General features: G+C 66.4%; 22 protein-coding genes, 1 tRNA gene and 1 pseudogene. 10 read left to right on the top strand and 14 right to left on the bottom strand.

Annotated features, from left to right (window positions below; all coding sequences use genetic code 11):
• Positions 1 to 34: 34 nt before the first annotated feature.
• From HMPREF2716_RS17070 to HMPREF2716_RS17035, 8 genes and pseudogenes are all read right to left on the bottom strand, one after another.
• On the bottom strand, positions 35 to 994 hold the full coding sequence (locus HMPREF2716_RS17070; RefSeq protein ID WP_003097598.1) for an aliphatic sulfonate ABC transporter substrate-binding protein: 960 nt from the start codon (positions 992 to 994) through the stop codon (positions 35 to 37).
• A gap of 135 nt (positions 995 to 1129) precedes the next feature.
• A pseudogene (locus HMPREF2716_RS17065) lies at positions 1130 to 2087 on the bottom strand (ABC transporter substrate-binding protein).
• 11 nt (positions 2088 to 2098) lie between these two features.
• The gene (locus HMPREF2716_RS17060; RefSeq protein ID WP_003113358.1) at positions 2099 to 3085 is read right to left on the bottom strand and encodes an aliphatic sulfonate ABC transporter substrate-binding protein; all 987 of its coding nucleotides are present in this window, start codon (positions 3083 to 3085) and stop codon (positions 2099 to 2101) included.
• A gap of 107 nt (positions 3086 to 3192) precedes the next feature.
• The gene (locus HMPREF2716_RS17055) at positions 3193 to 4344 is read right to left on the bottom strand and encodes an acyl-CoA dehydrogenase family protein (RefSeq protein ID WP_003162150.1); all 1152 of its coding nucleotides are present in this window, start codon (positions 4342 to 4344) and stop codon (positions 3193 to 3195) included.
• A 4-nt stretch (positions 4345 to 4348) separates the two neighbouring features.
• Positions 4349 to 5431 carry an LLM class flavin-dependent oxidoreductase gene (locus HMPREF2716_RS17050; RefSeq protein ID WP_003113360.1) on the bottom strand — a complete coding sequence of 361 codons (1083 nt, stop codon included), beginning with the start codon at positions 5429 to 5431 and terminating at the stop codon, positions 4349 to 4351.
• Positions 5432 to 5440: 9 nt separating this feature from the next.
• Positions 5441 to 6385, bottom strand: coding sequence for an ABC transporter substrate-binding protein (locus HMPREF2716_RS17045; protein ID WP_003097609.1), 945 nt, complete (start codon positions 6383 to 6385; stop codon positions 5441 to 5443).
• A gap of 9 nt (positions 6386 to 6394) precedes the next feature.
• Entirely contained in the window at positions 6395 to 7462 is a 1068-nt protein-coding gene (locus HMPREF2716_RS17040) for an LLM class flavin-dependent oxidoreductase (RefSeq protein WP_003119982.1), read from the bottom strand.
• 339 nt (positions 7463 to 7801) lie between these two features.
• Complete coding sequence (locus HMPREF2716_RS17035) at positions 7802 to 8698, bottom strand: LysR family transcriptional regulator (protein ID WP_031643223.1); 897 nt, start codon at positions 8696 to 8698, stop codon at positions 7802 to 7804.
• Between the two features lie 112 nt (positions 8699 to 8810).
• Between HMPREF2716_RS17035 and HMPREF2716_RS17030 the strand changes: the two genes are divergently transcribed.
• Entirely contained in the window at positions 8811 to 9416 is a 606-nt protein-coding gene (locus HMPREF2716_RS17030; protein ID WP_003097613.1) for a 3-mercaptopropionate dioxygenase, read from the top strand.
• Positions 9413 to 10996, top strand: coding sequence for a rhodanese-related sulfurtransferase (locus tag HMPREF2716_RS17025; protein WP_070621966.1), 1584 nt, complete (start codon positions 9413 to 9415; stop codon positions 10994 to 10996). Before HMPREF2716_RS17030 ends, HMPREF2716_RS17025 begins: the two co-directional genes overlap by 4 nt.
• A 134-nt stretch (positions 10997 to 11130) precedes the next feature.
• Here HMPREF2716_RS17025 and HMPREF2716_RS17020 read toward each other — a convergent pair.
• Positions 11131 to 11220 (bottom strand) — tRNA-Ser (locus HMPREF2716_RS17020).
• A gap of 129 nt (positions 11221 to 11349) precedes the next feature.
• Between HMPREF2716_RS17020 and HMPREF2716_RS17015 the strand changes: the two genes are divergently transcribed.
• The 7 genes from HMPREF2716_RS17015 to HMPREF2716_RS16985 all read left to right on the top strand — a co-directional run bounded on the left by HMPREF2716_RS17015 (position 11350) and on the right by HMPREF2716_RS16985 (position 15559).
• Complete coding sequence (locus tag HMPREF2716_RS17015; RefSeq protein ID WP_003090386.1) at positions 11350 to 12018, top strand: Bax inhibitor-1/YccA family protein; 669 nt, start codon at positions 11350 to 11352, stop codon at positions 12016 to 12018.
• A gap of 110 nt (positions 12019 to 12128) precedes the next feature.
• Entirely contained in the window at positions 12129 to 12524 is a 396-nt protein-coding gene (gene tusD, locus HMPREF2716_RS17010; protein WP_003090387.1) for a sulfurtransferase complex subunit TusD, read from the top strand.
• Positions 12521 to 12880: a sulfurtransferase complex subunit TusC gene (gene tusC / locus HMPREF2716_RS17005; protein ID WP_003090389.1), complete on the top strand. Its 360-nt coding sequence runs from the start codon at positions 12521 to 12523 to the stop codon at positions 12878 to 12880. The genes tusD and tusC overlap by 4 nt, the downstream gene beginning before the upstream one ends.
• On the top strand, positions 12880 to 13185 hold the full coding sequence (gene tusB, locus HMPREF2716_RS17000; RefSeq protein ID WP_003090391.1) for a sulfurtransferase complex subunit TusB: 306 nt from the start codon (positions 12880 to 12882) through the stop codon (positions 13183 to 13185). The genes tusC and tusB overlap by 1 nt, the downstream gene beginning before the upstream one ends.
• The gene (locus HMPREF2716_RS16995; RefSeq protein WP_021264897.1) at positions 13182 to 13517 is read left to right on the top strand and encodes a TusE/DsrC/DsvC family sulfur relay protein; all 336 of its coding nucleotides are present in this window, start codon (positions 13182 to 13184) and stop codon (positions 13515 to 13517) included. The genes tusB and HMPREF2716_RS16995 overlap by 4 nt, the downstream gene beginning before the upstream one ends.
• Positions 13514 to 14497 carry a glycosyl transferase family protein gene (locus HMPREF2716_RS16990; protein WP_009314043.1) on the top strand — a complete coding sequence of 328 codons (984 nt, stop codon included), beginning with the start codon at positions 13514 to 13516 and terminating at the stop codon, positions 14495 to 14497. The genes HMPREF2716_RS16995 and HMPREF2716_RS16990 overlap by 4 nt, the downstream gene beginning before the upstream one ends.
• Positions 14498 to 14584: 87 nt before the next feature.
• Positions 14585 to 15559, top strand: coding sequence for a glutathione S-transferase family protein (locus HMPREF2716_RS16985; RefSeq protein ID WP_003108775.1), 975 nt, complete (start codon positions 14585 to 14587; stop codon positions 15557 to 15559).
• A gap of 4 nt (positions 15560 to 15563) precedes the next feature.
• Here HMPREF2716_RS16985 and cysG read toward each other — a convergent pair whose 3' ends face one another.
• The 5 genes from cysG to ftsK form a co-directional block, all read right to left on the bottom strand.
• Entirely contained in the window at positions 15564 to 16961 is a 1398-nt protein-coding gene (gene cysG / locus HMPREF2716_RS16980; protein ID WP_003160439.1) for a siroheme synthase CysG, read from the bottom strand.
• 1 nt (position 16962) lies between these two features.
• Positions 16963 to 18243 carry a serine--tRNA ligase gene (gene serS / locus HMPREF2716_RS16975; protein ID WP_003097631.1) on the bottom strand — a complete coding sequence of 427 codons (1281 nt, stop codon included), beginning with the start codon at positions 18241 to 18243 and terminating at the stop codon, positions 16963 to 16965.
• 121 nt (positions 18244 to 18364) lie between these two features.
• The gene (locus HMPREF2716_RS16970) at positions 18365 to 19690 is read right to left on the bottom strand and encodes a replication-associated recombination protein A (protein ID WP_003097632.1); all 1326 of its coding nucleotides are present in this window, start codon (positions 19688 to 19690) and stop codon (positions 18365 to 18367) included.
• Positions 19691 to 19699: 9 nt separating this feature from the next.
• A complete protein-coding gene (gene lolA / locus HMPREF2716_RS16965) occupies positions 19700 to 20326 on the bottom strand; it encodes an outer membrane lipoprotein periplasmic chaperone LolA (protein ID WP_003090414.1) in 627 nt (208 codons plus the stop codon).
• A gap of 25 nt (positions 20327 to 20351) precedes the next feature.
• Positions 20352 to 22787, bottom strand: a complete 2436-nt coding sequence (gene ftsK / locus HMPREF2716_RS16960) for a DNA translocase FtsK (RefSeq protein WP_003119977.1) — start codon at positions 22785 to 22787, stop codon at positions 20352 to 20354.
• A gap of 227 nt (positions 22788 to 23014) precedes the next feature.
• Here ftsK and trxB point away from each other — a divergent pair.
• Positions 23015 to 23888 (top strand): thioredoxin-disulfide reductase (gene trxB / locus HMPREF2716_RS16955; RefSeq protein WP_034068669.1); only part of this gene is annotated, 874 nt, incomplete at its 3' end.

Below are 23888 nucleotides of genomic sequence, written 5' to 3'. Positions count from 1 at the left end.
GCCGGTGCCGCGCATCACAGGGCAGCCGCGCCGCTCAGTGCCGCGGCTGCCATACCTCCACGGCGCGCGCATCCACCGGTTTGGGTAGCAGTCCCTGGGCGTGGAAGGCGTCGGCGATGCGCTGTTGCTCGTCGAGACCATCTGCGCTCACCGGTTGTACGTCGTAGCTGCGCCGCGCATTCGCCTGCTCGACGGTAGCGGCATCGAGATTGCCCCACAGCGGCCCCAGCACCTTGGCCGCGTCGGCCGGGTGGCTCTTGAGCCAGCGCCCGGTGCGCTGCAGTTCGGCGAAGACCTGCTGGAGCACTTCAGGATGTTTCCTGGCGTAGTCGCTGGAGGCGAGGTAGTAGCGCTGGTAGCTGGCCAGGCCCTGGCCGTCGGCCAGTACCCGCGCGCGTTGCTGGCGCTGGGCGCTTGCCACGTAGGGGTCCCAGGTCACCCAGGCGTCGACCTTGCCGTTCTCGAAGGCGGCGCGGCCGTCGGCTGGCGTCAGGTAGGCTGGCTGGATGTCGGAGAACTCAAGCCCGGCGCTGGCCAGCGCGGCGATCAGCAGGTAGTGGCTGCCGGCGGCCTTGGTCACGGCGATGCGCTTGCCCTTCAGCTCGGCCAGGGACTTCAGCGGCGAATGTTCGCCGACCAGTATCGCCTGCGCCGCGGGCGAAGGTGTTTCGCGGGCGAAGTAGGTCAGGCGAGCACCCGCCGCCTGGGCGAACACCGGCACGGTGTCGGCGACGTCGGCGGAGAGATCGACGTTGCCGACATTGAGCGATTCGAGCAACGGCAGGCCGCTGGGGAACTCATGCCAGGACACCCGGATGCCCTGCCTAGCCAACTCGCGCTCGAAGGTGCCCTGGCTGCGGATCAGGGTCAGCAGAGTCGAGGATTTCTGGAAGCCGATGCGCAGGACCTCCTCGGCCTGTGCGCCACCAATGCCCGACAGGACGACGGAAGCGGCAAACACGATGGCCAAGCGACGCAGGAACGGACGAGACATGCGATGACTCCTGGGATAGGTGCGAGCGCCCGCAGGGACGGGAGTTCCAGCTGCCGGCGACGGAACGGATAGATTATTGGAATAAAAAACAATCGATAAATAACTTATAGTTATCAATTAATGCCCAGGCAGCGCCTACCGGATATCCGCATCCGACGCCTGCCTGACCGCAAAGCCCCTGGCGAAGGTCGGCCGCACATCGAGGCGCTGCGGAATCAATCCATGGGCCTGGTAGAAATCGGCGGTCTCCTGCTGCTGGCCGAGCGTTCGCTCATCCAGCGCCTGCCAACGCAAGCGCCGGCGTTCGAACTGCAAGCGCGCGGCGTCCTCGGGGAAGCCGATGATCTGCGCCAGGCTTCGCGAATACTCGTCCAGGTGCAGGTACGCCCAGCGCTGGGCGCTGGCCAGGCGTTGCAGGTAGTCCTGCAGCACGGCGCGTTTCGCCGGGTCGGCCAGTGCGCTATCGGTAGCAGCGAGGAAGCTGTTGCCAGCCCACAGGCCGCGACCGTCGACCAGTACCCGAGCCTTGTCGGCGGTCTCCGCGAACGCGGTGTAGGGCTCCCAGGTCGCCCAGGCATCCACGGAACCATTGGCGAGGGCCATTTTCGCGTCCACCGGGCCGAGGAAGCGGAATTCGACGTCCTTCTCGCCCAGCCCGACCGAGGCCAAGGCCTTGAGCGCGACGAAGTGGCCGATGGAACCGCGCCCGGTGGCAATGCGCTGACCTTTCAGGTCGTTGGCCGAGCGCAGCGGCGAATCCCCTCTCACCAGCACGGCGGTACCGTAGGGATCGGATTTGTCGACGGCGATGGCCTTCAGCCGGGCACCGGCGGCCAGGGCGAAGAGCAATGGCGCGTCGCCGATGATGCCGGCATCCACCGCACCGGCATTGAGTGCTTCGGCGAGGGGGGGCGGCGGCGGGGAATTCGAACCAGCGGATGTCGTAGGTCAGGTCGTCCAGCGCGCCGGCAGCCTCCAACTGGGCGCGCATGTTGCCCTTCTGGTCGGCCAGGCGCAGGGTCACGCGCTCGTCGGCACAGGCCTGGCCGACGAGCAGGCAGAGAAGCAGGAACAGGCTCAGGGTCTGACGCATTCCGTAACTCCTCAACGCTGGCCGACGCGGAGGTCGGCGGGCAACTGGCGGGCCACTTCGGCGGCACCGGCGGACAGGCTGAAGTCGAACGCCGGGGCGACCTCCAGCGACTTCGGCAGCACGCCTTCGGCATGGAAGAAATCGGCGGCGGTCTGCAGGGTGGCGGCAACCTCCGGACCGAAGACCACAGGACTGATGCGCGCCTCGCCAACCCAGCGCCGAGTGACTTCGCGCGGCATGTTCAGATCCTTGGCCAGGGCCTCGGCGAACGCCTCCGGATGCCTCAGGGCCCAGGCCTGGGCACGCGCCAGGCGGGTCAGCAGGTCGCTGATCGCGGCCTTCTTGCGGGCGATCGCAGCGTCGCTGGCCAGGGCATAGGAGTAGCCGGTCATGATCCCGGCACCGTTGTCGATGACCCGCGCCTGATCGAGCAGCACGGCGCTGGAGGTATAGGGCTCCCAGGGCACCCAGGCGTCTACCGAGCCACGCACCAGGGCGGCACGGCCGTCCACCGGACCAAGGAAGGAAAAGCTTACGTCCTGCGGTCCGAGGCCGGCGCGACGCAACGCGCCAAGGGCGAGGAAATGCCCCCAGCCGCCGCGATTGACGGCAATGCGCTTGCCCTTGAGGCCGGCCACCGAACGGATCGGCGAGTCCTTGCCGACCACCAGCGCCACGGTCGCCGGGTTGAAGTGCCAGGCGCCCACCGCCTTGAGCGGCGCGCCGGCAGCGTAGACGAAGAGGAACGGGATGTCGCCGGTAAAGCCTATGTCCAGGGCCCCGGCGTTGAGCGCCTCGAGCACCGGTGCACCGGAGGGGAACGCCGACATTTCCAGCTTGTACGGCAGGTCGTCGAGCTCGCCGGACGCGCGCAGGGCGGCGTAGCGGTCGCCCTTCACATCGCCCAGGCGCAGGCTGATGAGGTCGGCGGCGCTGGCGGCTCCAGCCAGCAGGGTCGCGGCCAGCAGGCCGGCAAGCACACACAGGGGTCGTTTCATGGGCAATCTCCAGGCAGCTCCGCACGGAGCCGGGGCTATCCTGGGCTATCCGTTCCGCCGGTGCGGTCGCCGACAAGGCCAGGGTCGAGAATCGTGGGAGGTACGTTTCAAAGACTCAGCGCCGCCCTCCCCGCCGCGCTCCAGACGCTATCTTTCTGTGGCGTGTGGACACGTCCGCAAAGCACGTCGCGGTAGTGCCGCTGTAGCGGATTGTGCCGGCTGAGGCCGTGGTTGCCGCTCAGTTCCAGGGCCTTCTCGACCACCGCCAACGCGTTGTCGATGACCGCGACCTTGAGCAGCCCGGAGTCGCTGGCGGGCAACTGTCCGCAGCACGCGGCATCGAGCAGCAGGCGGTTCTGCAGGAGCAGGCCGTCGATCCCGCCGAGCGCCTCCTGCATCCTCGGCAGGCTCGCCAACGGCGCGCCGAGACTGGCCGGCACGCGCTCGCGCAGCCAGCCGACGAGCCACTCGCGGGCGCTCCCGGCGATACCGTCGTAGAGAGCGCCAAGCAACACCGCGCTAGCCTGGGCGAAGTCGCGCAGCACGGCCTGGTCCGGCGCCGGAGGCTGGTCGTGGGGATGCAGGCCGATGGCGTTTTCCAGAGGCACCGCCACCTCTTCGAAGAGCACCTCGTGGCTGCCGCTGGCGCGCATGCCCAGATGGTCCCAGCTCTCCACGATACGGATGCCTGGGCTGTCGCGGCGCACCAGCCAGGTACCCACGCGGGGGATCGGCTCGTCGCTGCGCGCCCATACCGCCAGCCAGGTCAGGCCGGGAATGCCGGTGGTGTAGAGCTTGTGCCCAGACAGCTGCCAGCCGTCGCCGACACGCCGCGCCAGCGTACCCGGCAGACCGCCGCGTGACGGCGAACCCAGCTCGGGCTCCACGCGCAGGCTATTGATCAACGCCCCCTGCTCCAGCACCTCGCGCGCCACGCGCCGCTTGAGCGCGCCGGGCCAATCGGGGTTATCGGCCAGGCGCCGCAAATGCAGGTACTGCATGCACAGCACCAGGGCCGTGGAGGGTTCGCCGCGAGCCACCGCGCCGATTACCCGGCGCAGCTCGCCGAGGCTGGCGCCGGGACCGCCGAGCGCAGGCGGCAAGGCCAGGGCGAGCAGCCCGTGGTGTCGCAGCAGGGCCAGGTTGGCATGGGGAAAATCTCCGCTGCGGTCATGGGCATCGGCGCTTTCCGCCAGTTGCCGGGTCAGTTCTGGCAGCCGTTCATCGAACGCCGCCGAGGGAGTCTGCAGGACGGCCATGGGATCAGGCCGTGGCGCGCCGGCGCTCGCGCTCGGCGACTTTGGCGCGGGTCAGCGGGATCAGCTCGCGGCCATATTCCACGGCATCGGCGAGGGGATCGAAACCGCGAATGAGGATATTGCGCACGCCCAGGTCGTAGTAGGCGAGCAGGGCGTCGGCCACCTGTTCCGCGGTACCAACCAGGGCGGTGGAGTTGTGCCCGCCACCGACCAGCCTGGCGATTCCGGTCCAAAGGCGCTCGTCGAGGCGCTCGCCCTGCTCCACCGCCTTGAGCAGACGCTGGGCGCCGACGCTCTGCGGCTTGCCCTTGGGGAAGCCGGCCTCGCCCAGGCGCGCGCCGGCGCTTGCGCGTATCGCCTCGGCCTTGGCCCAGGCCTCGTCCTCCGTGCGCCCGAGGATGGGCCGGAACGACAGGCTGAATTCCACTTCGCGACCATTCGAGCGCGCCTGTTCGCGCACAGCGGAGATGGTTTCGGCGGCCTGTGCCAGGGGTTCGCCCCAGAGCATGAACACATCGGCCTGCTTGCCGGCGACCTTCAGCGCGGCTTCCGAGGAGCCGCCGAAATACACCGGAATGTGCGGTTTCTGCTGCGGACGGATGGCCGAGAAGGCGTGCTCCACGCGGTAGTGCGCGCCGTGGAAATCGAAGGGTTCGGTGCTGGTCCAGGTGCGCTTGAGCAGTTCGATGAATTCGTCGCTGCGGGCATAGCGCTGGTCGTGGTCGAGATAATCGCCGTCCTTGCGCTGGTCGGCGTCGCTGCCGCCGCTGATGATATGCACCGCCAGGCGCCCGTCGAGGAGGTGTTCGAGGGTCGCCAGCTTGCGCGCGGCCAGGGTCGGGGCGACGAAACCGGGGCGGTGCGCCAGCAGCAGACCGATCCGGGAAGTGGCCAGGCCAGCGGCGGCGGCCACCAGGAATCCATCCGGCTGGTCCGACCAGTAGCCGACCAGGATTCGATCGAAGCCGGCCTCTTCGTGGGCGCGTGCGAAAGCGGCGATGTAAGGCTTGTCGAGGATAGGTCCGACCGGCGCGTGGGTCTCCGAGGCCAGGCGATGGCCGATCATGCCGAGAAACTGGATGCTCATGGTCCGTACTCAGTGGAAGGCTTCGTTGAAGGACGTGTCGATCACCGTGGAAGTGTCGAACGGCTTGGGCAAGGCACCGGTCTGCAGCAGGAAATCCGCGGTCTCCTGGTAGTCGGTGGCGGCCTGGGCGTCTACCGGGCCGACGCTCATGCCGGCCTGGCCGATCCAATGGCGGGAGACTGCCCGGTCGAGATTGGCCTTCTGCGCCCAGAGGTCGGCGTACTGCTCCTTGTGTGCCTCGACCCAGGCCCGTGCCTTGCGCAGGCGGCCGAGGAAGTCGGCGATCTGCGCGCGCCTGGGCTCGATGGAAGCAGCGTTGGCGGCGATGCTGGACAGCCCCGGCATCAGGTCGCGGGCGGTGAGAATCGGCCGTGCGCCGGAAACCACGATCTGCTGCGAGATATACGGCTCCCACACCGGAAAGGCATCGATGCTGCCGCGCGGCAAGGCGGCGGCGGCGTCGATCGGCATCAGCTTGACGAACTCCACGTAGTCCTTCGGCAGGCCGGCTTTCTCCAGCGCGCGCAAGGTCAGTTGCTGGCTCCAGGCACCGGGCCAGTAGGCGACTTTCCTGCCCTTGAGATCGGCAATGCTGCGCACCGGAGAATCCTTCGGCACCAGCAGGGCTATGGTATCGGGGTTCTGCCGCGAGACGCCGACCAGCTTCACCGGCGCGCCCTTGGCGGCGAGGAAGATGAAGCCCGAGTCGCCGAGGAAACCCAGGTCCAGCGCTCCGGCCTGCAACCCTTCGGCCACCGGCGCGGCGGACTGGAAATGCTTCCATTCGACCTGGTAAGGCGCGCCTTCGAGAACTCCCGAGGCCTCCATGGAAGCCCGCACGTTGTAGTAGTTCTGGTCGCCCACACGCAACGTCGGCAGCTCTGCGGCCTGGGCCAGGGAGGCACCGAGCAGAAGCGTGGCGAAGCTGGTTAGCAGGTATTGCTTGAGTTTCATCGGAGCTCCTCAACCGGCGTGCCGCAACAGCGGCAGGCGGGCGATATGGTCATGTATGGCGGGAATCAGGCCCTGGCCGTAGCGCACGGCGTCGCCGAGCGGCTCGAAGCCTCGAATCAGGAAGGTCGAGACGCCCAGCCGGTAGTACTCGCCAAGCGCAGCGGCAACCTGCTCGGGGGTGCCTACCAGGGCGGTGGAGTTCCAGCGCGCCCCGGTCAGCCGGGCCACGCCGGTCCACAAACGGCTGTCGAGCACCTCGCCCTGCTCGGCGGCGGCCAGCAGGCGCTGCGAACCGACGTTCTGCGGCTGGTGGTCGCGCAGCGGCAGACCGAGGCGCGCACGGTTCTCGCGGACCTGTTCGAGCACCTCGGCGGCACGCTTCCAGGCGGCCTCCTCGGTATCCGCGACGATCGGCCGGAATGACACCGAGAAGCGCGGATCGCGTCCCTGGGCCTTGGCGGCGGCGCGCACTCGGCGGATATGCCCGTCGACCGCGGCCAGCGGCTCGCCCCAGAGCATGTAGGTGTCGGCGTGCCTGGCGGCGACCTCGATGGCTGCGTCGGAGGAGCCACTGAAATAGATCGGTATGTGCGGCGACTGGCGCGGGCGCACCGCTGGCGAGGCGCCCTGGAAGCGGTAGAACTCGCCGTCGAAATCCACCGGTCCCGTGGCGGTCCAGATAGCACGCAGGGCTTGCAGGTATTCGTCGGTACGGGCGTAGCGGCGGTCATGGTCGAGGTAGTCGCCATCGCGCGCGAGGTCCTCGTCGTTACCACCACTGACTACGTTCAGGGCCAGGCGGCCCTCGCTGAACTGATCCAGGGTAGCCAGTTGGCGTGCCGCCAGCGGCGCTGCAATCACCCCCGGGCGATAGGCCAGGAGAACGCCAAGGCGCCGGGTGGCAGCGGCGACGAAGGAACTGACCACCGCGCCCTCGGCGGCATTGCTGAAATACCCCACCAGCACCCGGTCGAAGCCGGCGTCCTCATGGGCCTGGGCGAAACGCCGGACGAAACCGGCGTCCACAGCCTCCCCCAACGGCTGGTCCACCTCGGAACTCGGTGTGGCGGTGATCATGCCGAGAATTTCCACGCTCACGCTGTTGCCCTCGCCTGGGCCGCTCGACTGATAAGGTTGGCGGCTGTCGTTATAAGAAAAACATCTGCATGGGTGCTTTTCTTAGAAGCTACAGGCTGAAACTACATGATGGAAATTCATTTTTTTCATATCTTAATATGCTAAACGCGCATATTTAGCTTTTCCGTCTTTGCGTTTCCCAAGGCGGACACTATGCGTAGCCGCCCTCGCTCCCTCTTCCCTCTGAAGCGAAAAGGGGCTCGCAGGGGAATGTTGATCCCGACTGCAGCCCCTTCTCATTCACGCTCCCGTCTCCCGGGGATCTCCCGGCGCCGCTACTCAACCGGCTTGCATATCCACCCCCTCGGCCACCGCCCTGCCGAACAGCCGTGCCGGCGTCTCCAGATTGCCCAGCAGGCGCGGACGCACCAGCCAGAGCTGGATCAGCGGCTGGAAATCCTCCAGTTGCAGCACCTGCAACTGATCGCGGTAGCGGCTACGCGCCAGGGCCGGCGCCGGCACCAGGCCGAGACCCCGGCCCGCGGCGACCAGGCCCAGTTGCAGCTCGCTGCCGAAAGTCTCGAGGTTCAGTTGCAGGCCCAGGCCCTGATCGGCCAGGGCCCGTTGCAGGCCGGCACGGAAGCCGCAGCCATCGGGGTTGAGCACCCAGCCATGGTGGTAGCAATCGAGCAGGCGTCGCGCCTGGATGGCACTGTCGCGGGCGACCACCACGCAGAGTTCCATGCGCCCTAGGGGCGTGGCGCCGAGTTCTTCGGGGAACACCTTGCTTGGCGGAAACAACACCACTGCCGCGTCCAGTTCGGCATTCTCCAGGCGCGCCAGCAAATGGCTGCCCCAGCCAGTGCCGACCTGCGCGCGCAGCTCCGGGTACTCGTCGGCCAGCCGCCGAAGGGCATCCAGCAACACCACCTCGCCGATACTCTGCGGCACGCCCAGGCGCAGCACGCCACTTGGTGTGGCGTCACCGGCCACCAGTTCACGCAGGCCATCCACCTCGCGCAGCACCCGCCGGCACTGTTCGTAGACCCGCAGTCCGCTGGCGGTGGGTTTGAGCGGCTTGGTATTGCGGTCCAGCAATGCCACTCCGAGGGACTCCTCCAGGCTCTGTACCCGCCGGGTGATCGCAGACTGGGTCAGGCCCAGGCTCTCGGCGGCCTGGCTCAGGGAAGCGTTGCGGATCACCGCGACGAAGGCGTCGATGTCATCGATTTTCATGGGGCCGGCACCAATTGCATTTCTCGCATATTAGCTTAGATTCAAAATGCATTTCAGGAATAAAAAAGCGTTTGCTACCGTACCGCCAGAACTTCCCGGAGTGAATCCCCGCATGTCATCCATCCTGCGCCTCGACCGCCTGCGCCAGTTCATCGGCGAGCTGGCGACACTGCTCGACAGCCGTCCCGACGAATCCACCCTGCTCGCCCAAGCCCACCCCCTGCTGGCCGAGCTGGTGCGCCAGGACGACTGGCTGCCGGAAGACTGCGCCCGCCCCGATCCACAGCGCTACCAACAGTACCTGCTGCATGTCGACTCACGGCAGCGCTTCTCGGTGGTCAGCTTCGTCTGGGGGCCGGGCCAGATCACACCGGTACACGATCATCGGGTCTGGGGCCTGATCGGCATGCTCCGCGGGGCCGAATACTCGCAGCCGTACGCCTTCGATGCGGGGGGGCGTCCGCATCCCAGCGGAGCCCGTCGACGCCTGGAGCCCGGCGAGGTCGAAGCGCTGTCGCCACGCATTGGCGACGTGCACCAGGTGAGCAACGCCTTCAGCGACCGCACATCCATCAGTATCCACGTCTACGGCGCCAATATCGGTGCGGTACGGCGTGCCGTGTTCAGCGCCGAAGGTGAGGAAAAACCCTTCATTTCCGGCTATTCCAACAGCCGCTTGCCCAATATCTGGGACCTGTCGAAAGAGAACCCCGCATGAGCCAGATCGCCGTACGCACCTTCCACGATATCCGCGCCGCTCTCCTCGCCCGCCGGGAGCTGGCGCTGCTCGACGTGCGCGAGGAGGACCCGTTCGCCCAGACCCATCCCCTGTTCGCCGCCAACCTGCCGCTGTCCAGGCTGGAACTGGAGATCCATGCCCGGGTGCCGCGCCGCGACACGCCGATTACCGTCTACGACGACGGCGAAGGCCTGGCGCCGGTCGCCGCGCAACGCCTCCACGACCTCGGCTACAGCGACGTGGCCTTGCTCGATGGCGGCCTGTCCGGTTGGCGCAACGCCGGCGGCGAGCTGTTCAGGGATGTGAACGTGCCGAGCAAGGCCTTCGGCGAACTGGTGGAGGCCGAGCGCCACACGCCATCGCTGGCCGCGGAGGAAGTACAGGCTTTGCTCGACGCCAGGGCCGACGCGGTGATCCTGGATGCCCGTCGTTTCGACGAATACCAGACCATGAGTATCCCCGGCGGCATCAGCGTGCCCGGCGCCGAACTGGTGCTGCGCGTCGCCGAACTGGCGCCGGACCCGCGCACCCGGGTGATAGTCAACTGTGCCGGGCGCACTCGTAGCATCATCGGTACCCAGTCGCTGCTCAACGCCGGCATCCCCAACCCGGTGGCGGCATTACGCAACGGCACCATCGGCTGGACGCTGGCCGGTCAGCAACTGGAACACGGCCAGACGCGACGCTTCGGTGCGATCTCCCAGGACACTCGCAAGGCCGCCGCCCAGCGCGCCCGTGCCGTCGCCGACCGCGCCGGCGTCGAACGCCTCGACCTGGCCGGTCTGGCCCAATGGCAGGACGAGCACGACCGCACCACCTACCTGCTCGACGTACGCACGCCCGAGGAATACGAAGCCGGTCACCTGCCTGGCTCCCGCTCCACGCCCGGAGGCCAGCTGGTTCAGGAAACCGACCATGTCGCCAGCGTGCGCGGCGCGCGCCTGGTACTGGTGGACGACGATGGCGTACGCGCCAACATGAGCGCCTCCTGGCTGGCCCAGATGGGCTGGCAGGTCGCGGTACTGGACGGACTCTCCGACGCCGACTTCAGCGAGAGGGGCGCCTGGAGCGCGCCGCTGCCGAGGCAACCCCGGGCCGACACCATCGACCCGACCACCCTCGCCGACTGGCTGGGCGAACCGGGCACCCGGGTGCTCGACTTCACCGCCAGCGCCAACTATGCGAAACGCCACATCCCCGGCGCCGCCTGGGTATTGCGCAGCCAGTTGAAGCAGGCACTGGAACGGCTGGGCACGGCCGAGCGCTACGTACTCACCTGCGGCAGCAGCCTGCTGGCACGCTTCGCCGTGGCGGAAGTCCAGGCACTCAGCGGCAAGCCGGTGTTCCTTCTCGACGGCGGCACCAGCGCCTGGGTCGCCGCGGGCCTGCCGACGGAAGACGGCGAAAGCCTGTTGGCGTCGCCGCGCATCGACCGCTACCGCCGCCCCTACGAAGGTACCGACAATCCGCGCGAAGCGATGCAGGGCTACCTGGACTGGGAGTTCGGCCTGGTGGAGCAACTCGGTCGCGACGGAACCCACGGCTTCTTCGTGATCTGAAGCCATTACCCGACGAAATCGGAGAGTCATCGAATCGACGCCGGGCAGGCTGCGGAAACGACCCGGAAGTGCGGAAGAGCGGCGCCCCGAAAATGCAAAAGCCCCGCTCAGCGGGGCTTTTCAGTACGCGGATATGGCGGAGGCGGTGAGATTCGAACTCACGGAAGAGTCTCCCCTTCGACGGTTTTCAAGACCGTTGCCTTAAACCACTCGGCCACACCTCCGCATCGCGGGGCGCCATAGTACCGGATAGCAACACACTGTCAAACTCTATCGATTGGCCCTGGCAGAGGCTTTGCTATCATGCCCATCAGTACGTCATGGACCCGTTCCCGTTAAGGAGTACCCACACCATGCAAGAACAGCAATATCAGCTGAACTCCGCCGTCGCGGAACAGCGTGAAGTCAGCGGCGTTCTGCGCAATACCTACGGCCTGCTGGCACTCACCCTGGCCTTCAGCGGCCTGGTGGCCTACGTTTCGCAGCAGATGCGCCTGCCCTATCCGAACGTGTTCGTGGTGCTGATTGGCTTCTACGGCCTGTTCTTCCTTACCGTGAAGCTGCGCAACAGCGCCTGGGGGCTGGTCAGCACCTTCGCCCTGACCGGCTTCATGGGCTACACGCTCGGCCCGATCCTCAACATGTACCTCGGCCTGCCCAACGGCGGCAGCGTCATCACTTCGGCGTTCGCCATGACCGCCCTGGTGTTCTTCGGCCTGTCCGCCTATGTGCTGACCACCCGCAAGGACATGAGCTTCCTGTCCGGCTTCATCACCGCCGGCTTCTTCGTCCTGCTGGGCGCCGTGCTGGTATCGCTGTTCTTCCAGATCAGCGGCCTGCAACTGGCGATCAGCGCCGGCTTCGTCCTGTTCTCCTCGGCGATGATCCTCTACCAGACCAGCGCGATCATCCACGGCGGCGAACGCAACTACATCATGGCCACCATCAGCCTGTACGTGTCGATCTACAACCTGTTCATCAGCCTGTTGCAGATCTTCGGCATCGCCGGCGGCGACGACTGATAGAAAGCGCCTCCGAAAAAGCCCGTCCCCGCGACGGGCTTTTTCATTTGCGGACCGGCAAAACACAGGCATTGGTTTATCATTCGAAGAAATCCTTCGCGTATCGCAGCATGAAATTCGCCATCGCCCTATTCGACCCTCCCCACTCCCCCGCCGCCCGCCGCGCGCTGCGCTTCAGCGAAGCCGCGCTGGCCGGCGGACACGAAATCGTCCGCCTGTTCTTCTACCAGGACGGCGTGCACAGCGCCTCGGCCAACGTCGTGAGCGGCCAGGACGAGTTCGACCTGCCCGCCGCCTGGCGCGAGTTGGTCGAGCGCAACGGCCTGGACGCCGTGGTCTGCATCGCCGCCGCCCTTCGCCGCGGCGTGCTGAACGCCGAGGAAGCCGAACGCTACGGCCGTCCCGGCGCCAACCTTGGCGCACCATGGGAACTGTCCGGACTCGGCCAGTTGCACGAGGCGGCGCAAAGCGCGGACCGCCTGGTCTGCTTCGGAGGCGACCGATGAGCCAGTCGCTGCTGATCATCAGCCGCCAGTCGCCCTGGTCCGGCCCGAGCGCCCGCGAGGCGCTGGACATAGCCCTGGCCGGCGGCGCCTTCGATCTACCGGTCGGCATGCTGTTCCTCGACGACGGCGCGTTCCAGCTGGCTCCCGGCCAGCATCCTGCGCACCTGCAGCAGAAGGACCTGCAGGCCAACCTGCAGGCCCTGCCGATGTTCGGCGTGGACGACCTCTACGTCTCGGCCCGCAGCCTGCGCGAGCGTGGCCTGGCTGAAGAGCGCCTGGCCCTCGCGGTCGAGGTGCTCGACGACCAGGCCCTGCGCGACCTGCTGCAACGCTACGACCAGGTGATTACCCTCTGATGGCCACGACCCTCCACGTACTGTCCCGCTCGCCGTTCAATGACGGCCGCCTGGGCAGTTGCCTGTACCTGCTCAACCCCGGCGACGGCCTGCTGCTCTGCGGCGACGCCGTGCACGCCTTGCTGGCCGGCAGCCACGCCTGCCAGGCCCTGGAACTGATGCCGGCGGAAATCGAACTGTTCGCCCTGCTGGAAGACCTCCAGGCGCGCGGTATCGAGGACGTCCCCGCTCGCCTGGTGGCGGTGGACTACCCCGGCTTCGTCGAACTCGCCACCCGCTTCGACAAGGTCAACAGTTGGCTATGACGCTCCTTACGCTGGAAGGCCGGGAAATCCGGCTGGACAAGGACGGCTACCTCGCCGCTCTCGACGATTGGTCGGAGCCGGTGGCGGAAGCCCTGGCCGCCCGCGAGGAGCTGGCCCTGACCGCCGAGCACTGGGAGATTCTCCAACTGCTCCGCGAGTTCTATGCGAAGTTCCAGCTGTCTCCGGCCAACCGCCCGCTGATCAAGTACGTCGCCCAGCGACTGGGTCCGGACAAGGGCAACAGCCTGCACCTCAACCACCTGTTCAAGGGCGCCCCGGCCAAGCTTGGCGCGAAGCTGGCCGGCCTGCCGAAACCGAGCAACTGTCTATGACTCTCTCGACTCCCGCCGAACATCCGTTCGCCCAGTTCGTCCGCATCCTCGGCAAAGGCAAGCGCGGAGCGCGCAGCCTGACCCGGGAGGAAGCCCGCGAGGCCCTCGGCATGATCCTCGACGGCAGGGTCGAGGACACCCAGTTGGGCGCCTTCCTCATGCTCCTGCGGCACAAGGAGGAAAGCAGCGAGGAACTGGCCGGTTTCACCGAGGCGGTGCGCGAGCGCCTGCAAGTCCCGTCCTTGCGCGTCGACCTCGACTGGCCCAGTTACGCCGGCAAGAAGCGCCACCTGCCCTGGTACCTGCTGGCCGCCAAGTGCCTGGCCGGCCATGGCGTGCGCATCCTCATGCACGGCGGCGGCGCGCATACCGCCGGACGCCTGTACAGCGAACAGTTGCTGGCGGCGCTGGAGATCCCGCTCTGCCACGACTGGCTGCAGGTAGAACAGGCCCTGGAGCGCGGCCACCTGGCGTTCATTCCGCTCGGCGCCTGGATGCCGGTGCTGCAACGTATGATCGATCTGCGCAATACCCTCGGTCTGCGCTCGCCGATCCATTCGCTGGTTCGCCTGCTCAACCCCCTGAATGCGGATTGCATCCTGCAGAGCATCTTCCACCCCGGTTACCAGGAAACCCACCGCGAGGCCAGCCGCCTGCTCGGCGACCGGGCCATCGTCATCAAGGGCGAAGGCGGCGAGGTCGAAGTCAACCCGGACGTCGTCGCCCACCTGTATGGTTGCGACCAGGGCGAAGCCTGGGACGAGGAATGGCCGGCATTGTCGACGCACCGGCACATGAAGCCGGAACAGCTCGACCCGGGTTTCCTTCGGGCCGTCTGGGACGGCCGCGAAGGCGACGCCTATGGCCACCTGGCGGTGCTCTCCAGCATGGCCCTGGCGCTACGGGCCCTTGGCAAGAATCGCGAAGAAGCCTTCAAGGAAGCCGCACACTACTGGGCGACCCGAAACGAATCGATCTGATCGATACGAATAGCCCTTTATTTATATAAATTTATCGATCAACCGACACTAGACTGTTCCTCCAACGACGTATGGAGGAACCCGCTCATGGGACAGTTGATCGATGGCCGCTGGCACGACCAGTGGTATGACACACAGAAAGACGGCCGCTTCCAGCGCGAAAACGCCCAGCGCCGCCATTGGCTGGGCGAGCCGGCGTTCCCCGCCGAGGGCGGGCGCTACCATCTCTATGTCTCGCTGGCCTGCCCCTGGGCCCATCGGACCCTGATCGTGCGCAAGCTGAAGGGGCTGGAGTCGCTGGTGGATGTTTCGGTGGTCAGTTGGCTGATGCGCGAGAACGGCTGGACCTTCGACCCCGCCCACGGCTCCACTGGCGATCGCCTCGACGGCCTGGCCTTTCTGCACCAGCGCTATACCCGCGACGACCCGCACTACAGCGGCCGGGTCACGGTGCCGCTGCTGTGGGACAAGCGGGCGCAGAAGATCGTCAACAACGAATCAGCCGATATCGTCCGCATCTTCAACAGCGCCTTCGACGCCATCGGCGCCAACGCGCTGGACTTCTACCCGGAGCCGCTGCGCGAGGAGATCGAACGCCTCAACGGACGCATCTATCCTGCGGTCAACAACGGCGTGTACCGTGCTGGCTTCGCCACTCGCCAGGACGCCTACGAGGAGGCCTTCGTCCAGTTGTTCGAGGAGCTGGACTACCTGGAAGGCTTGCTCGGCGAACGCCGCTACCTGGCCGGCGAATACCTGACCGAGGCCGATATCCGCCTGTTCACCACCCTGGTGCGCTTCGATGCGGTGTACCACGGACACTTCAAGTGCAACCTGCGGCGCATCGAAGACTACCCGAATCTCTCCGGCTGGTTGCGCGAGCTGTACCAACGCCCGGGCATCGGCGAGACAGTGGACTTCGAACATATCAAGGGGCACTACTACGCCAGCCACCGCACCATCAACCCGACCGGGATAGTACCGCTGGGCCCGCGTCTCGACCTGGCGCGCGCGCCAGGCCGGGAACGACTTCCCGGCAAGGGCATCTGGGGAGAAGGCTGAAGGCTCAGGCATCCTCGCGGGCGCCTTCGAACCAGGCCAGCTTGTCGCGCAGTTGCACGACTTCGCCGACGATCACCAGGGTCGGCGCATGCACTTCGTGCTCAGCCACCAGTTGCGGCAGGTTTTCCAGGGTTCCGGTGAATACCCGCTGCTGGGCGGTGGTCCCCTGCTGGATCAGCGCCGCCGGGGTCTGTGCGGAGCGACCGTGGGCGACCAGTTGCTCGCAGATCACCGGCAATCCCACCAGGCCCATGTAGAACACCAGGGTCTGGCCAGGCGCTACCAGGTCCTGCCACGGCAGGTCGGTGGTGCCGTCCTTCAGATGACCGGTGACGAAACGAACCGATTGCGCATGATCGCGATGAGTCAGTGGAATCCCGGCGTAGGCCGCGCAGCCGCTGGCCGCGGTGATTCCCGGCACGACCTGGAAAGGTATGCCGTGGGCAGCCAGTTCGTCGATTTCCTCACCGCCGCGGCCGAAGATGAACGGGTCGCCACCCTTCAGGCGCAGCACGCGCTTGCCCTGGCTGGCCAGCTCCACCAGCAGGCGGTTGATCCGATCCTGCGGCACCGCATGTTCGGCGCGGCGCTTGCCGACGTACAGGCGTTCGGCATCGCGGCGGCATAATTCGAGGATCGACGGCGCCACCAGGCGATCGTAGAGCACCACGTCGGCCTGCTGCATCAGGCGCAGGGCACGGAACGTCAGCAGGTCCGGATCCCCCGGCCCGGCCCCGACCAGATATACCTCGCCCGTGGCTATGTGCGCGAGGCCGCCGGCCAGGTGCTCCTCCAGGAGACGCTCGGCTTCCGCCGGACGGCCGGCCAGGACACGCTCGGCGATCTCGCCCTGGAACAGGTTTTCCCAGAACACCCGGCGCTGCTGCAGGTCGGGTAGCAATTCCTTGACCCGGTGGCGGAAGCGGCTGGCGAGTCCGGCCAGTTGCCCGTAGGTCGAGGGAATCCAGGTTTCCAGTTTGGCCCGGATCAGCCGCGCCAGCACGGGCGCATCGCCGCCGCTGGAGACCGCCACCACCAGCGGCGAACGGTCGACGATGGCCGGGAAGATCACGCTGCACAGGGCCGGCGCGTCCACCACGTTGACCGGTATCCCGCGCGCATTGGCCGCTCGCGACACCTCGGCGTTCAGCGGTTCGTCGTCGGTGGCGGCGATGATCAGGACGCAGCCGGGCTGGTCGCCGTCCTGGTAGTCGCGTTCGAGCAGCTCGCCGCCGCCCTGCTCCACCAGATGCCGCAGTTCGATGTGGATCTGCGGCGCGACCACGCGCAGGCGCGCGCCGGCGTCGGCCAACAGGCGCGCCTTGCGCAGGGCGACTTCGCCGCCACCGACCACCAGCGCGAGGCGCCCTTGCAAGGAGTGGAACAGCGGCAGGAAATCCATGTCAGCCGATCACCTCGATGCCAGCCATGTAGGGCTTGAGGACTTCCGGCACACGGATCGAGCCGTCCGCCTGCTGGTAGTTCTCCAGTACCGCCACCAGGGTACGGCCGACGGCCAGGCCGGAGCCGTTGAGGGTGTGCACCAGCTCGGGCTTGCCGGTTTCCGGATTGCGGTAGCGGGCCTGCATGCGCCGGGCCTGGAAGTCGCCGCAGTTGGAGCAGGAGGAAATCTCGCGGTACTTGTCCTGGCTGGGAACCCAGACTTCCAGGTCGTAGGTCTTGGTCGCACCGAAGCCCATGTCGCCGGTGCACAGCGCCAGCACCCGATACGGCAGCTCGAGCAGTTGCAGGACGCGCTCGGCGTTGGCGGTCAGGCCTTCCAGCGCCTCGTAGGAGGTGGCCGGATCGACGATCTGCACCATCTCCACCTTGTCGAACTGGTGCTGGCGGATCATGCCACGGGTATCGCGCCCGGAGGCGCCGGCCTCGCTGCGGAAGCACGGGGTATGGGCGACGAACTTCAGCGGCAATTGCTTGGCGTCGAGGATCTGCCCGGAGACGATGTTGGTCAGCGAAACCTCGGCGGTCGGGATCAGGTAGAGGTCGGCTTCGCCGTCGCGGCCGATCTTGAACAGGTCCTCCTCGAACTTCGGCAACTGGCCGGTGCCCTGCAGCGCCGGAGCCTGGACGAGATAGGGGGTGTAGGCCTCCTCGTAGCCATGCTCGGCGGTATGCAGGTTGATCATGAACTGCGCCAGGGCGCGATGCAGGCGGGCGATCGGGCCGCGCATGAGGGCGAAGCGCGCGCCGGAAAGCTTGGCAGCGGTCTCGAAATCCAGCCAGCCGTGCCGTTCACCGAGGGCGACATGGTCCTTGACCTCGAAATCGAAGGTCTTCGGCGTGCCCCAGCGACGCACTTCGACGTTGGCGTCCTCGTCGGCACCGACCGGCACCGACTCGTGCGGCAGGTTGGGAATGCCCAGCAGCATGGCATCCAGTTCGCCCTGGATGGCGTCCAGCTGGCGCTTGCCTTCCTCCAGCTCGGAGCCCATGCGATCGACATCGGCCAGCAGCGGCGCGATGTCCTCGCCACGCTGCTTGGCCTGGCCGATCGCCTTGGAACGCGCGTTGCGCTCGGCTTGCAGCTGCTCGGTACGGGTCTGTACCGACTTGCGCTGCTCTTCCAGCGCTTCGATGCGTGCGACATCCAGTTGGAAGCCACGGGTGGCCAGGCGGGCAGCCACTTCTTGCGGCTGGGTGCGTACCAGTTTGGGATCGAGCATGCTCTTTTCTCGTCTCGTGTCGGTTATCGGCGGTTCGTGGCCCGGCTGGCGCTTCGCCGGCCCCGGCGACGTCATCGACGCCGTCGCGGAAGCCTGGCTAGCTCCGCCGAGCCCATACCGCTCAGGATTTTCTGCGTTGGCGGGGACTGGTGCGATCCAGCTCGGCCAGGTGTTCCAGCTTGTCGCGGATCTTCAGTTCAAGGCCCCTCGGCACCGGTTGATAGTAACGCCGCGGCTCCAGATCCTCGGGGAAATAATCCTCTCCGGCGGCATAGGCATCCGGCTCGTCGTGGGCGTAGCGGTATTCCTCGCCATAGCCAAGGCTCTTCATCAATTTGGTCGGCGCGTTGCGCAAGTGCAATGGCACTTCCCGCGAGCCGCTTTCGGCGACGTCGCGCATCGCCGCGTTGAACGCGCTATACACCGCATTGCTCTTCGGCGCACAGGCCAGGTAGACGATGGCCTGGGCCACCGCCAGCTCGCCTTCGGGGCTGCCCAGGCGCTCCTGCACGTCCCAGGCCGACAGGCATAGGCCGAGGGCGCGAGGATCGGCGTTGCCAACCTCCTCGCTGGCCATGCGCACCACCCGCCGGGCGATGTACAGGGGATCGCAGCCGCCGTCGAGCATACGCGCGAACCAATAGAGTGCCGCGTCGGGATTGGAGCCGCGCACCGACTTGTGCAGCGCGCTGATCTGGTCGTAGAACGCCTCGCCGCCCTTGTCGAAACGTCGGCGGGTATCGCCGAGCAGATTCTGCAGCAGCTCGGGGCTGATCTCGCTGCCGTCCTCGGCGAGGTCGGCAGCGTTCTCCAGCAGGTTCAGCAGGCGCCGCCCATCGCCGTCGGCGGCGGCCAGGAGAACCTGGAAGCTCTCCTCCGGCAGCCTCAGCTTGCGCTTGCCGAGGCCCTTGTCCTCGTTCAGCGCACGGCCCACCAGCTTGCGCAGGGCGGCTTCGTCGAGGCTCTTGAGGACATACACGCGAGCCCGCGAAAGCAGCGCATTGTTCAACTCGAAGGACGGGTTCTCGGTGGTCGCGCCAATGAAGATCAGCGTGCCGTCTTCCACATAGGGCAGGAAGGCATCCTGCTGGCTCTTGTTGAAGCGGTGCACCTCATCGACGAACAGGATGGTCCGGCGCCCGTATTGCGCCGCGTGCTGCTTGGCCACCTCGACCGCCTGGCGGATCTCCTTGACCCCGGACAGCACCGCGGAAATGGTCTCGAAATGGGCGTCCGACACCTGCGCCAGCAGCCGCGCCAGGGTGGTCTTGCCGACTCCCGGCGGGCCCCAGAAGATCATCGAGTGCAGCGCGCCCTGCTCCAGCGCCTCGCGCAAGGGCTTGCCGCGGGCCAGCAGGTGTTCCTGCCCCACGTACTCGTCCAGGTTTGCGGGCCTCAGCCGTGCCGCCAGGGGCTGCGCGACGGGCTCGCTGCGGAACAGATCCACGGCTTGCGCTTACTCCTGGATCACGTCGACGCCCGGCGGAACGTCGAAGGTGAATTGCTTGGCATCCAGCGCCTCGTTCATCTTCACGTCGAAGAACAGGATGTTGGTGCGCTGGCCGACGCCATCGATCATCTGCATGTCGTTCACCTTGCCGCTGCGGAACGACAGGCGCAAGGTGTCGAAGAGGGTGTCCTTGGTCTTCGGCTTGAGCACGAAATCGACTACGTTGCCGCCTTCCTTGTAGGTGATGGCGAAGCTTTCGCTGATCTTCGAGATGTCGCCGGAGAGCAGCAGCGCCGGCGTCTGGGTCAGGCGCTGATCGAGCTTCTGGATGGTCACCTGCTCCAGGTCCGGGTCGTACAGCCAGACCTTCTCGCCGTTGGAAATGAGCAATTGCTCGTTCGGCGCATCGGTATGCCAGCGGAACAGTCCCGGCCGCTTCAGGCTCAGTTGGCCGGCGGTTTCCTGCAGGCGCGTGCCGCTACCGTCCAGGGTCAGTTGGGAAAAACGCGCGGTCAGGGTCTGGGCCTTGTTCAGCAGGCCGGTCAGGCGCTGGACAGCGGCGCTGTCGTCGGCATGGGCCAGCGAAGCGCCCATGGCCAGGGCGGCAACGAACAACGTGCGGATCAGTCGCATCGGAATCCTCTAAAACCTGTCGGGTTCAATCACGAACCGGCGCCGGCGCGATGACTTCGCGGGAGCCGTTGGTATTCATCGGGGTGACCACGCCGGCCATCTCCATCGCCTCGATCATCCGCGCGGCGCGGTTGTAGCCGATCTTCAGCTTGCGTTGCACGGCGGAGATCGATGCCCGGCGACTCTCGGTGACGAAACGTACCGCCTCGTCGTAGAGCGGGTCGTCCTCGCTGCCTTCGCCGGAGCCGTCGCCGCCATCGAAGGAACCGCCACCGCTGCCGCCTTCGTCGACGCCAGCGAGGATGTCCTCGATGTAGTCGGGCGCGCCGCGCAGCTTCCAGGCCTCGACCACCCGGTGCACCTCGTCGTCGGAAACGAAGGCGCCGTGCACGCGAATCGGCAGGCCTGTGCCCGGCGGCAGGTAGAGCATGTCGCCGTGGCCGAGAAGTTGTTCGGCGCCACCCTGGTCGAGGATGGTGCGCGAGTCGATCTTGCTGGAGACCTGGAAGGCGATCCGGGTCGGGATGTTGGCCTTGATCAGGCCGGTGATCACGTCCACCGACGGCCGCTGGGTCGCCAGGATCAGGTGGATACCGGCCGCCCGCGCCTTCTGCGCGATACGGGCGATAAGCTCCTCGACCTTCTTGCCGACGATCATCATCATGTCGGCGAATTCGTCGACCACCACCACGATGGTCGGCAGGGTGCTCAGCTGCGGCGGCTCGTCGTCCGGGCTTTCGCGACGGAACAGCGGGTCGGTCAGCGGCGTGCCAGCCTCCTCGGCGTCCTTCACCTTGCGGTTGAAGCCAGCCAGGTTGCGCACACCCATGGCCGCCATCAGGCGGTAGCGCCGCTCCATCTCCGCCACGCTCCAGCGCAGGGCGTTGGCGGCTTCCTTCATGTCGGTGACCACCGGGCAGAGCAGGTGCGGGATCCCTTCGTAGATCGACAGTTCGAGCATCTTCGGGTCGATCATGATCAGTCGCGCCTCGCTCGGCGTGGACTTGAACAGGATCGACAGGAGCATGGCGTTGACCCCCACCGACTTACCGGAGCCGGTGGTACCGGCCACCAGCAGGTGCGGCATCTTCGCCAGGTCGGTGATGATCGGCCGACCGCCGATGTCGTGGCCCAGGGCCAGCGGCACGGTGGACTTGTGCTCGTCGTACTCCGGCGACGACAGCACTTCGGAGAAGCGCACCATCTGCCGGTCTTCGTTGGGAATCTCGATGCCGACGGTGGTCTTGCCGGGAATCACTTCCACCACCCGCACGCTGATCACCGCCAGCGAGCGCGCCAGGTCCTTGGCCAGGTTGGAAATGCGGCTGACCTTGACCCCCGCCGCGGGCTGGATCTCGAAACGGGTGATCACGGGGCCCGGATGCACCGAATCCACGCTGACCTCGACGCCGAACTCCTTCAGCTTGATCTCCAGCAGGCGCGACATCGCCTCCAGCGACTCGGGCGAGTAGCTCTTCTGCTTCACTTCCGCCGGATCGAGCAGCGACAGCGGCGGCAGGGTGCCCTCCACCGCCGTATCGACGAACAGCGGCGCCTGCTTCTCTTTCAGCACGCGCTTGCTCGGCTCCGGGGCCTTCGGCGGCGGTGGCGGATCGATCTTCGGCGGCGGGCGCTTCTCCCGCTCGCTCATGTGCTTGGCCAGGGCCTCTTCGCGTTCCAGCAGGCGCTCCTTGGCCTTGGACTGTTCGCGGCGGTCCGGCACGCTCGGCGCCACCACCTCGGCGACGCGCTCGTCGACCTCGCGCAGTTGCGCGACCAGTTGCTTGCGCTCGGCGCGCGCGCCCATCCAGCGATTGAAGGCGTTCTGGATCAGTTCGAAGAAGTCCAGGGTGATCTTGCCGGTGACATCCATCACCTTGAACCAGGAGAGGTCGGCGAACACCGTCAGGCCGAAGAGGAACAGGGCGAAGAACACCAGCGTGCTGCCCTGCACGTTCAGCGCATCCACCGCGACGCGGCCCAGGCTCTGGCCGATGGCGCCGCCGGCCGAGGCGCTGGCCGGCATGTGGCCGCTGGCGTGGAAATGGATGTAGGCCAGTGCCGAGCCGGCCAGGATCAGGAAGATCAGCCCGACCAGGCGCCAGGAAAACAGCCAGGTGTTCCATTCCCACGGCAGGTTGCGGCGGCGGAATACCTGCCAGGTCTTGATGCCCAGCAACAGCGGAAAGAGGTAGGCGAAGTAGCCGAGCGTCATGAACAGGATATCGGCGGATACCGCACCGAGCCGACCGGCGGCATTCTGCACCTGGTCAACCTGGCTCGAGTGACTCCAGCTCGGATCGGCCGGGTCATAGGTGAGCAGAGCCATCCACAAGTAGAGGCAGAGCGCGCCCAGCGCGATCAGGACCCCTTCCTTCAGGCGGGAATGCAGTTGCTGACGCCATGCGGCGGCATGGCTCGCGGTGGTCGAATCCTTCAAATCGCTATTTTTCCTGCGCACGGCTGGTGCTTTAGAAGCTGTCTTGGTCAAAACGCGCCTATTGTACGGCTTTAGGGAAACTCTGAAAAATCACACCCGAAATCAGCGGCAATCCGTGCGTGGCTGATCCCGGCCCCGGGGTTTTGCCGGCCTTTTGCGGATAGGTGTAGCATAGCCGGCAGAACTCTTCAGGCGGCTCCATTGGAGCACGCATTTTCTTATGTGACAAAGGCTTATGGAGTCTTTTTATGAGTGAAGTCAAGCATTCGCGCCTCATCATCCTGGGCTCCGGTCCGGCCGGCTATACCGCCGCCGTGTACGCCGCACGCGCCAATCTCAAGCCAGTGGTGATCACCGGCATCCAGCCAGGCGGCCAGCTGACCACCACCACCGAAGTCGACAACTGGCCGGGCGACGTCGAAGGCCTTACCGGCCCGGCGCTGATGACCCGCATGCAGCAGCACGCCGAGCGTTTCGACACCGAGATCGTCTACGACCACATCCACACCGCCGAGTTGCAACAGCGCCCCTTCACACTGAAGGGCGATAGTGGCACTTATACCTGCGATGCATTGATCATTGCCACCGGTGCCTCCGCGCAATACCTGGGCATGTCGTCGGAAGAAGCCTTCATGGGCAAGGGCGTTTCCGCCTGCGCCACCTGCGACGGCTTCTTCTACCGCAACCAGGTGGTCTGCGTGGTCGGCGGCGGCAATACCGCCGTCGAGGAAGCGCTGTACCTGGCCAACATCGCCAAGGAAGTCCACCTGATCCACCGTCGCGACAAGCTGCGTTCGGAGAAAATCCTCCAGGACAAGCTGTTCGACAAGGCCGAGAACGGCAACGTGCGCCTGCACTGGAACACCACCCTGGACGAGGTGCTGGGCGACGCCAGCGGCGTCACCGGCGTACGCCTGAAGAGCACCATCGACGGCAGCACCAGCGAACTGTCGCTGGCCGGCGTGTTCATCGCCATCGGCCACAAGCCGAACACCGACCTGTTCCAGGGCCAACTGGAAATGCGCGACGGCTACCTGCGGATCCACGGCGGCAGCGAAGGCAATGCCACCCAGACCAGCATCGAAGGCGTGTTCGCCGCCGGCGACGTGGCCGACCACGTCT

The sequence above is a fragment of the Pseudomonas sp. HMSC076A11 genome (genome assembly GCF_001810205.1).
Lineage (GTDB): Bacteria > Pseudomonadota > Gammaproteobacteria > Pseudomonadales > Pseudomonadaceae > Pseudomonas > Pseudomonas aeruginosa.
Note: the sequence above shows the minus strand (reverse complement) of the source record. Positions and strands in the feature narration are given on the sequence as shown.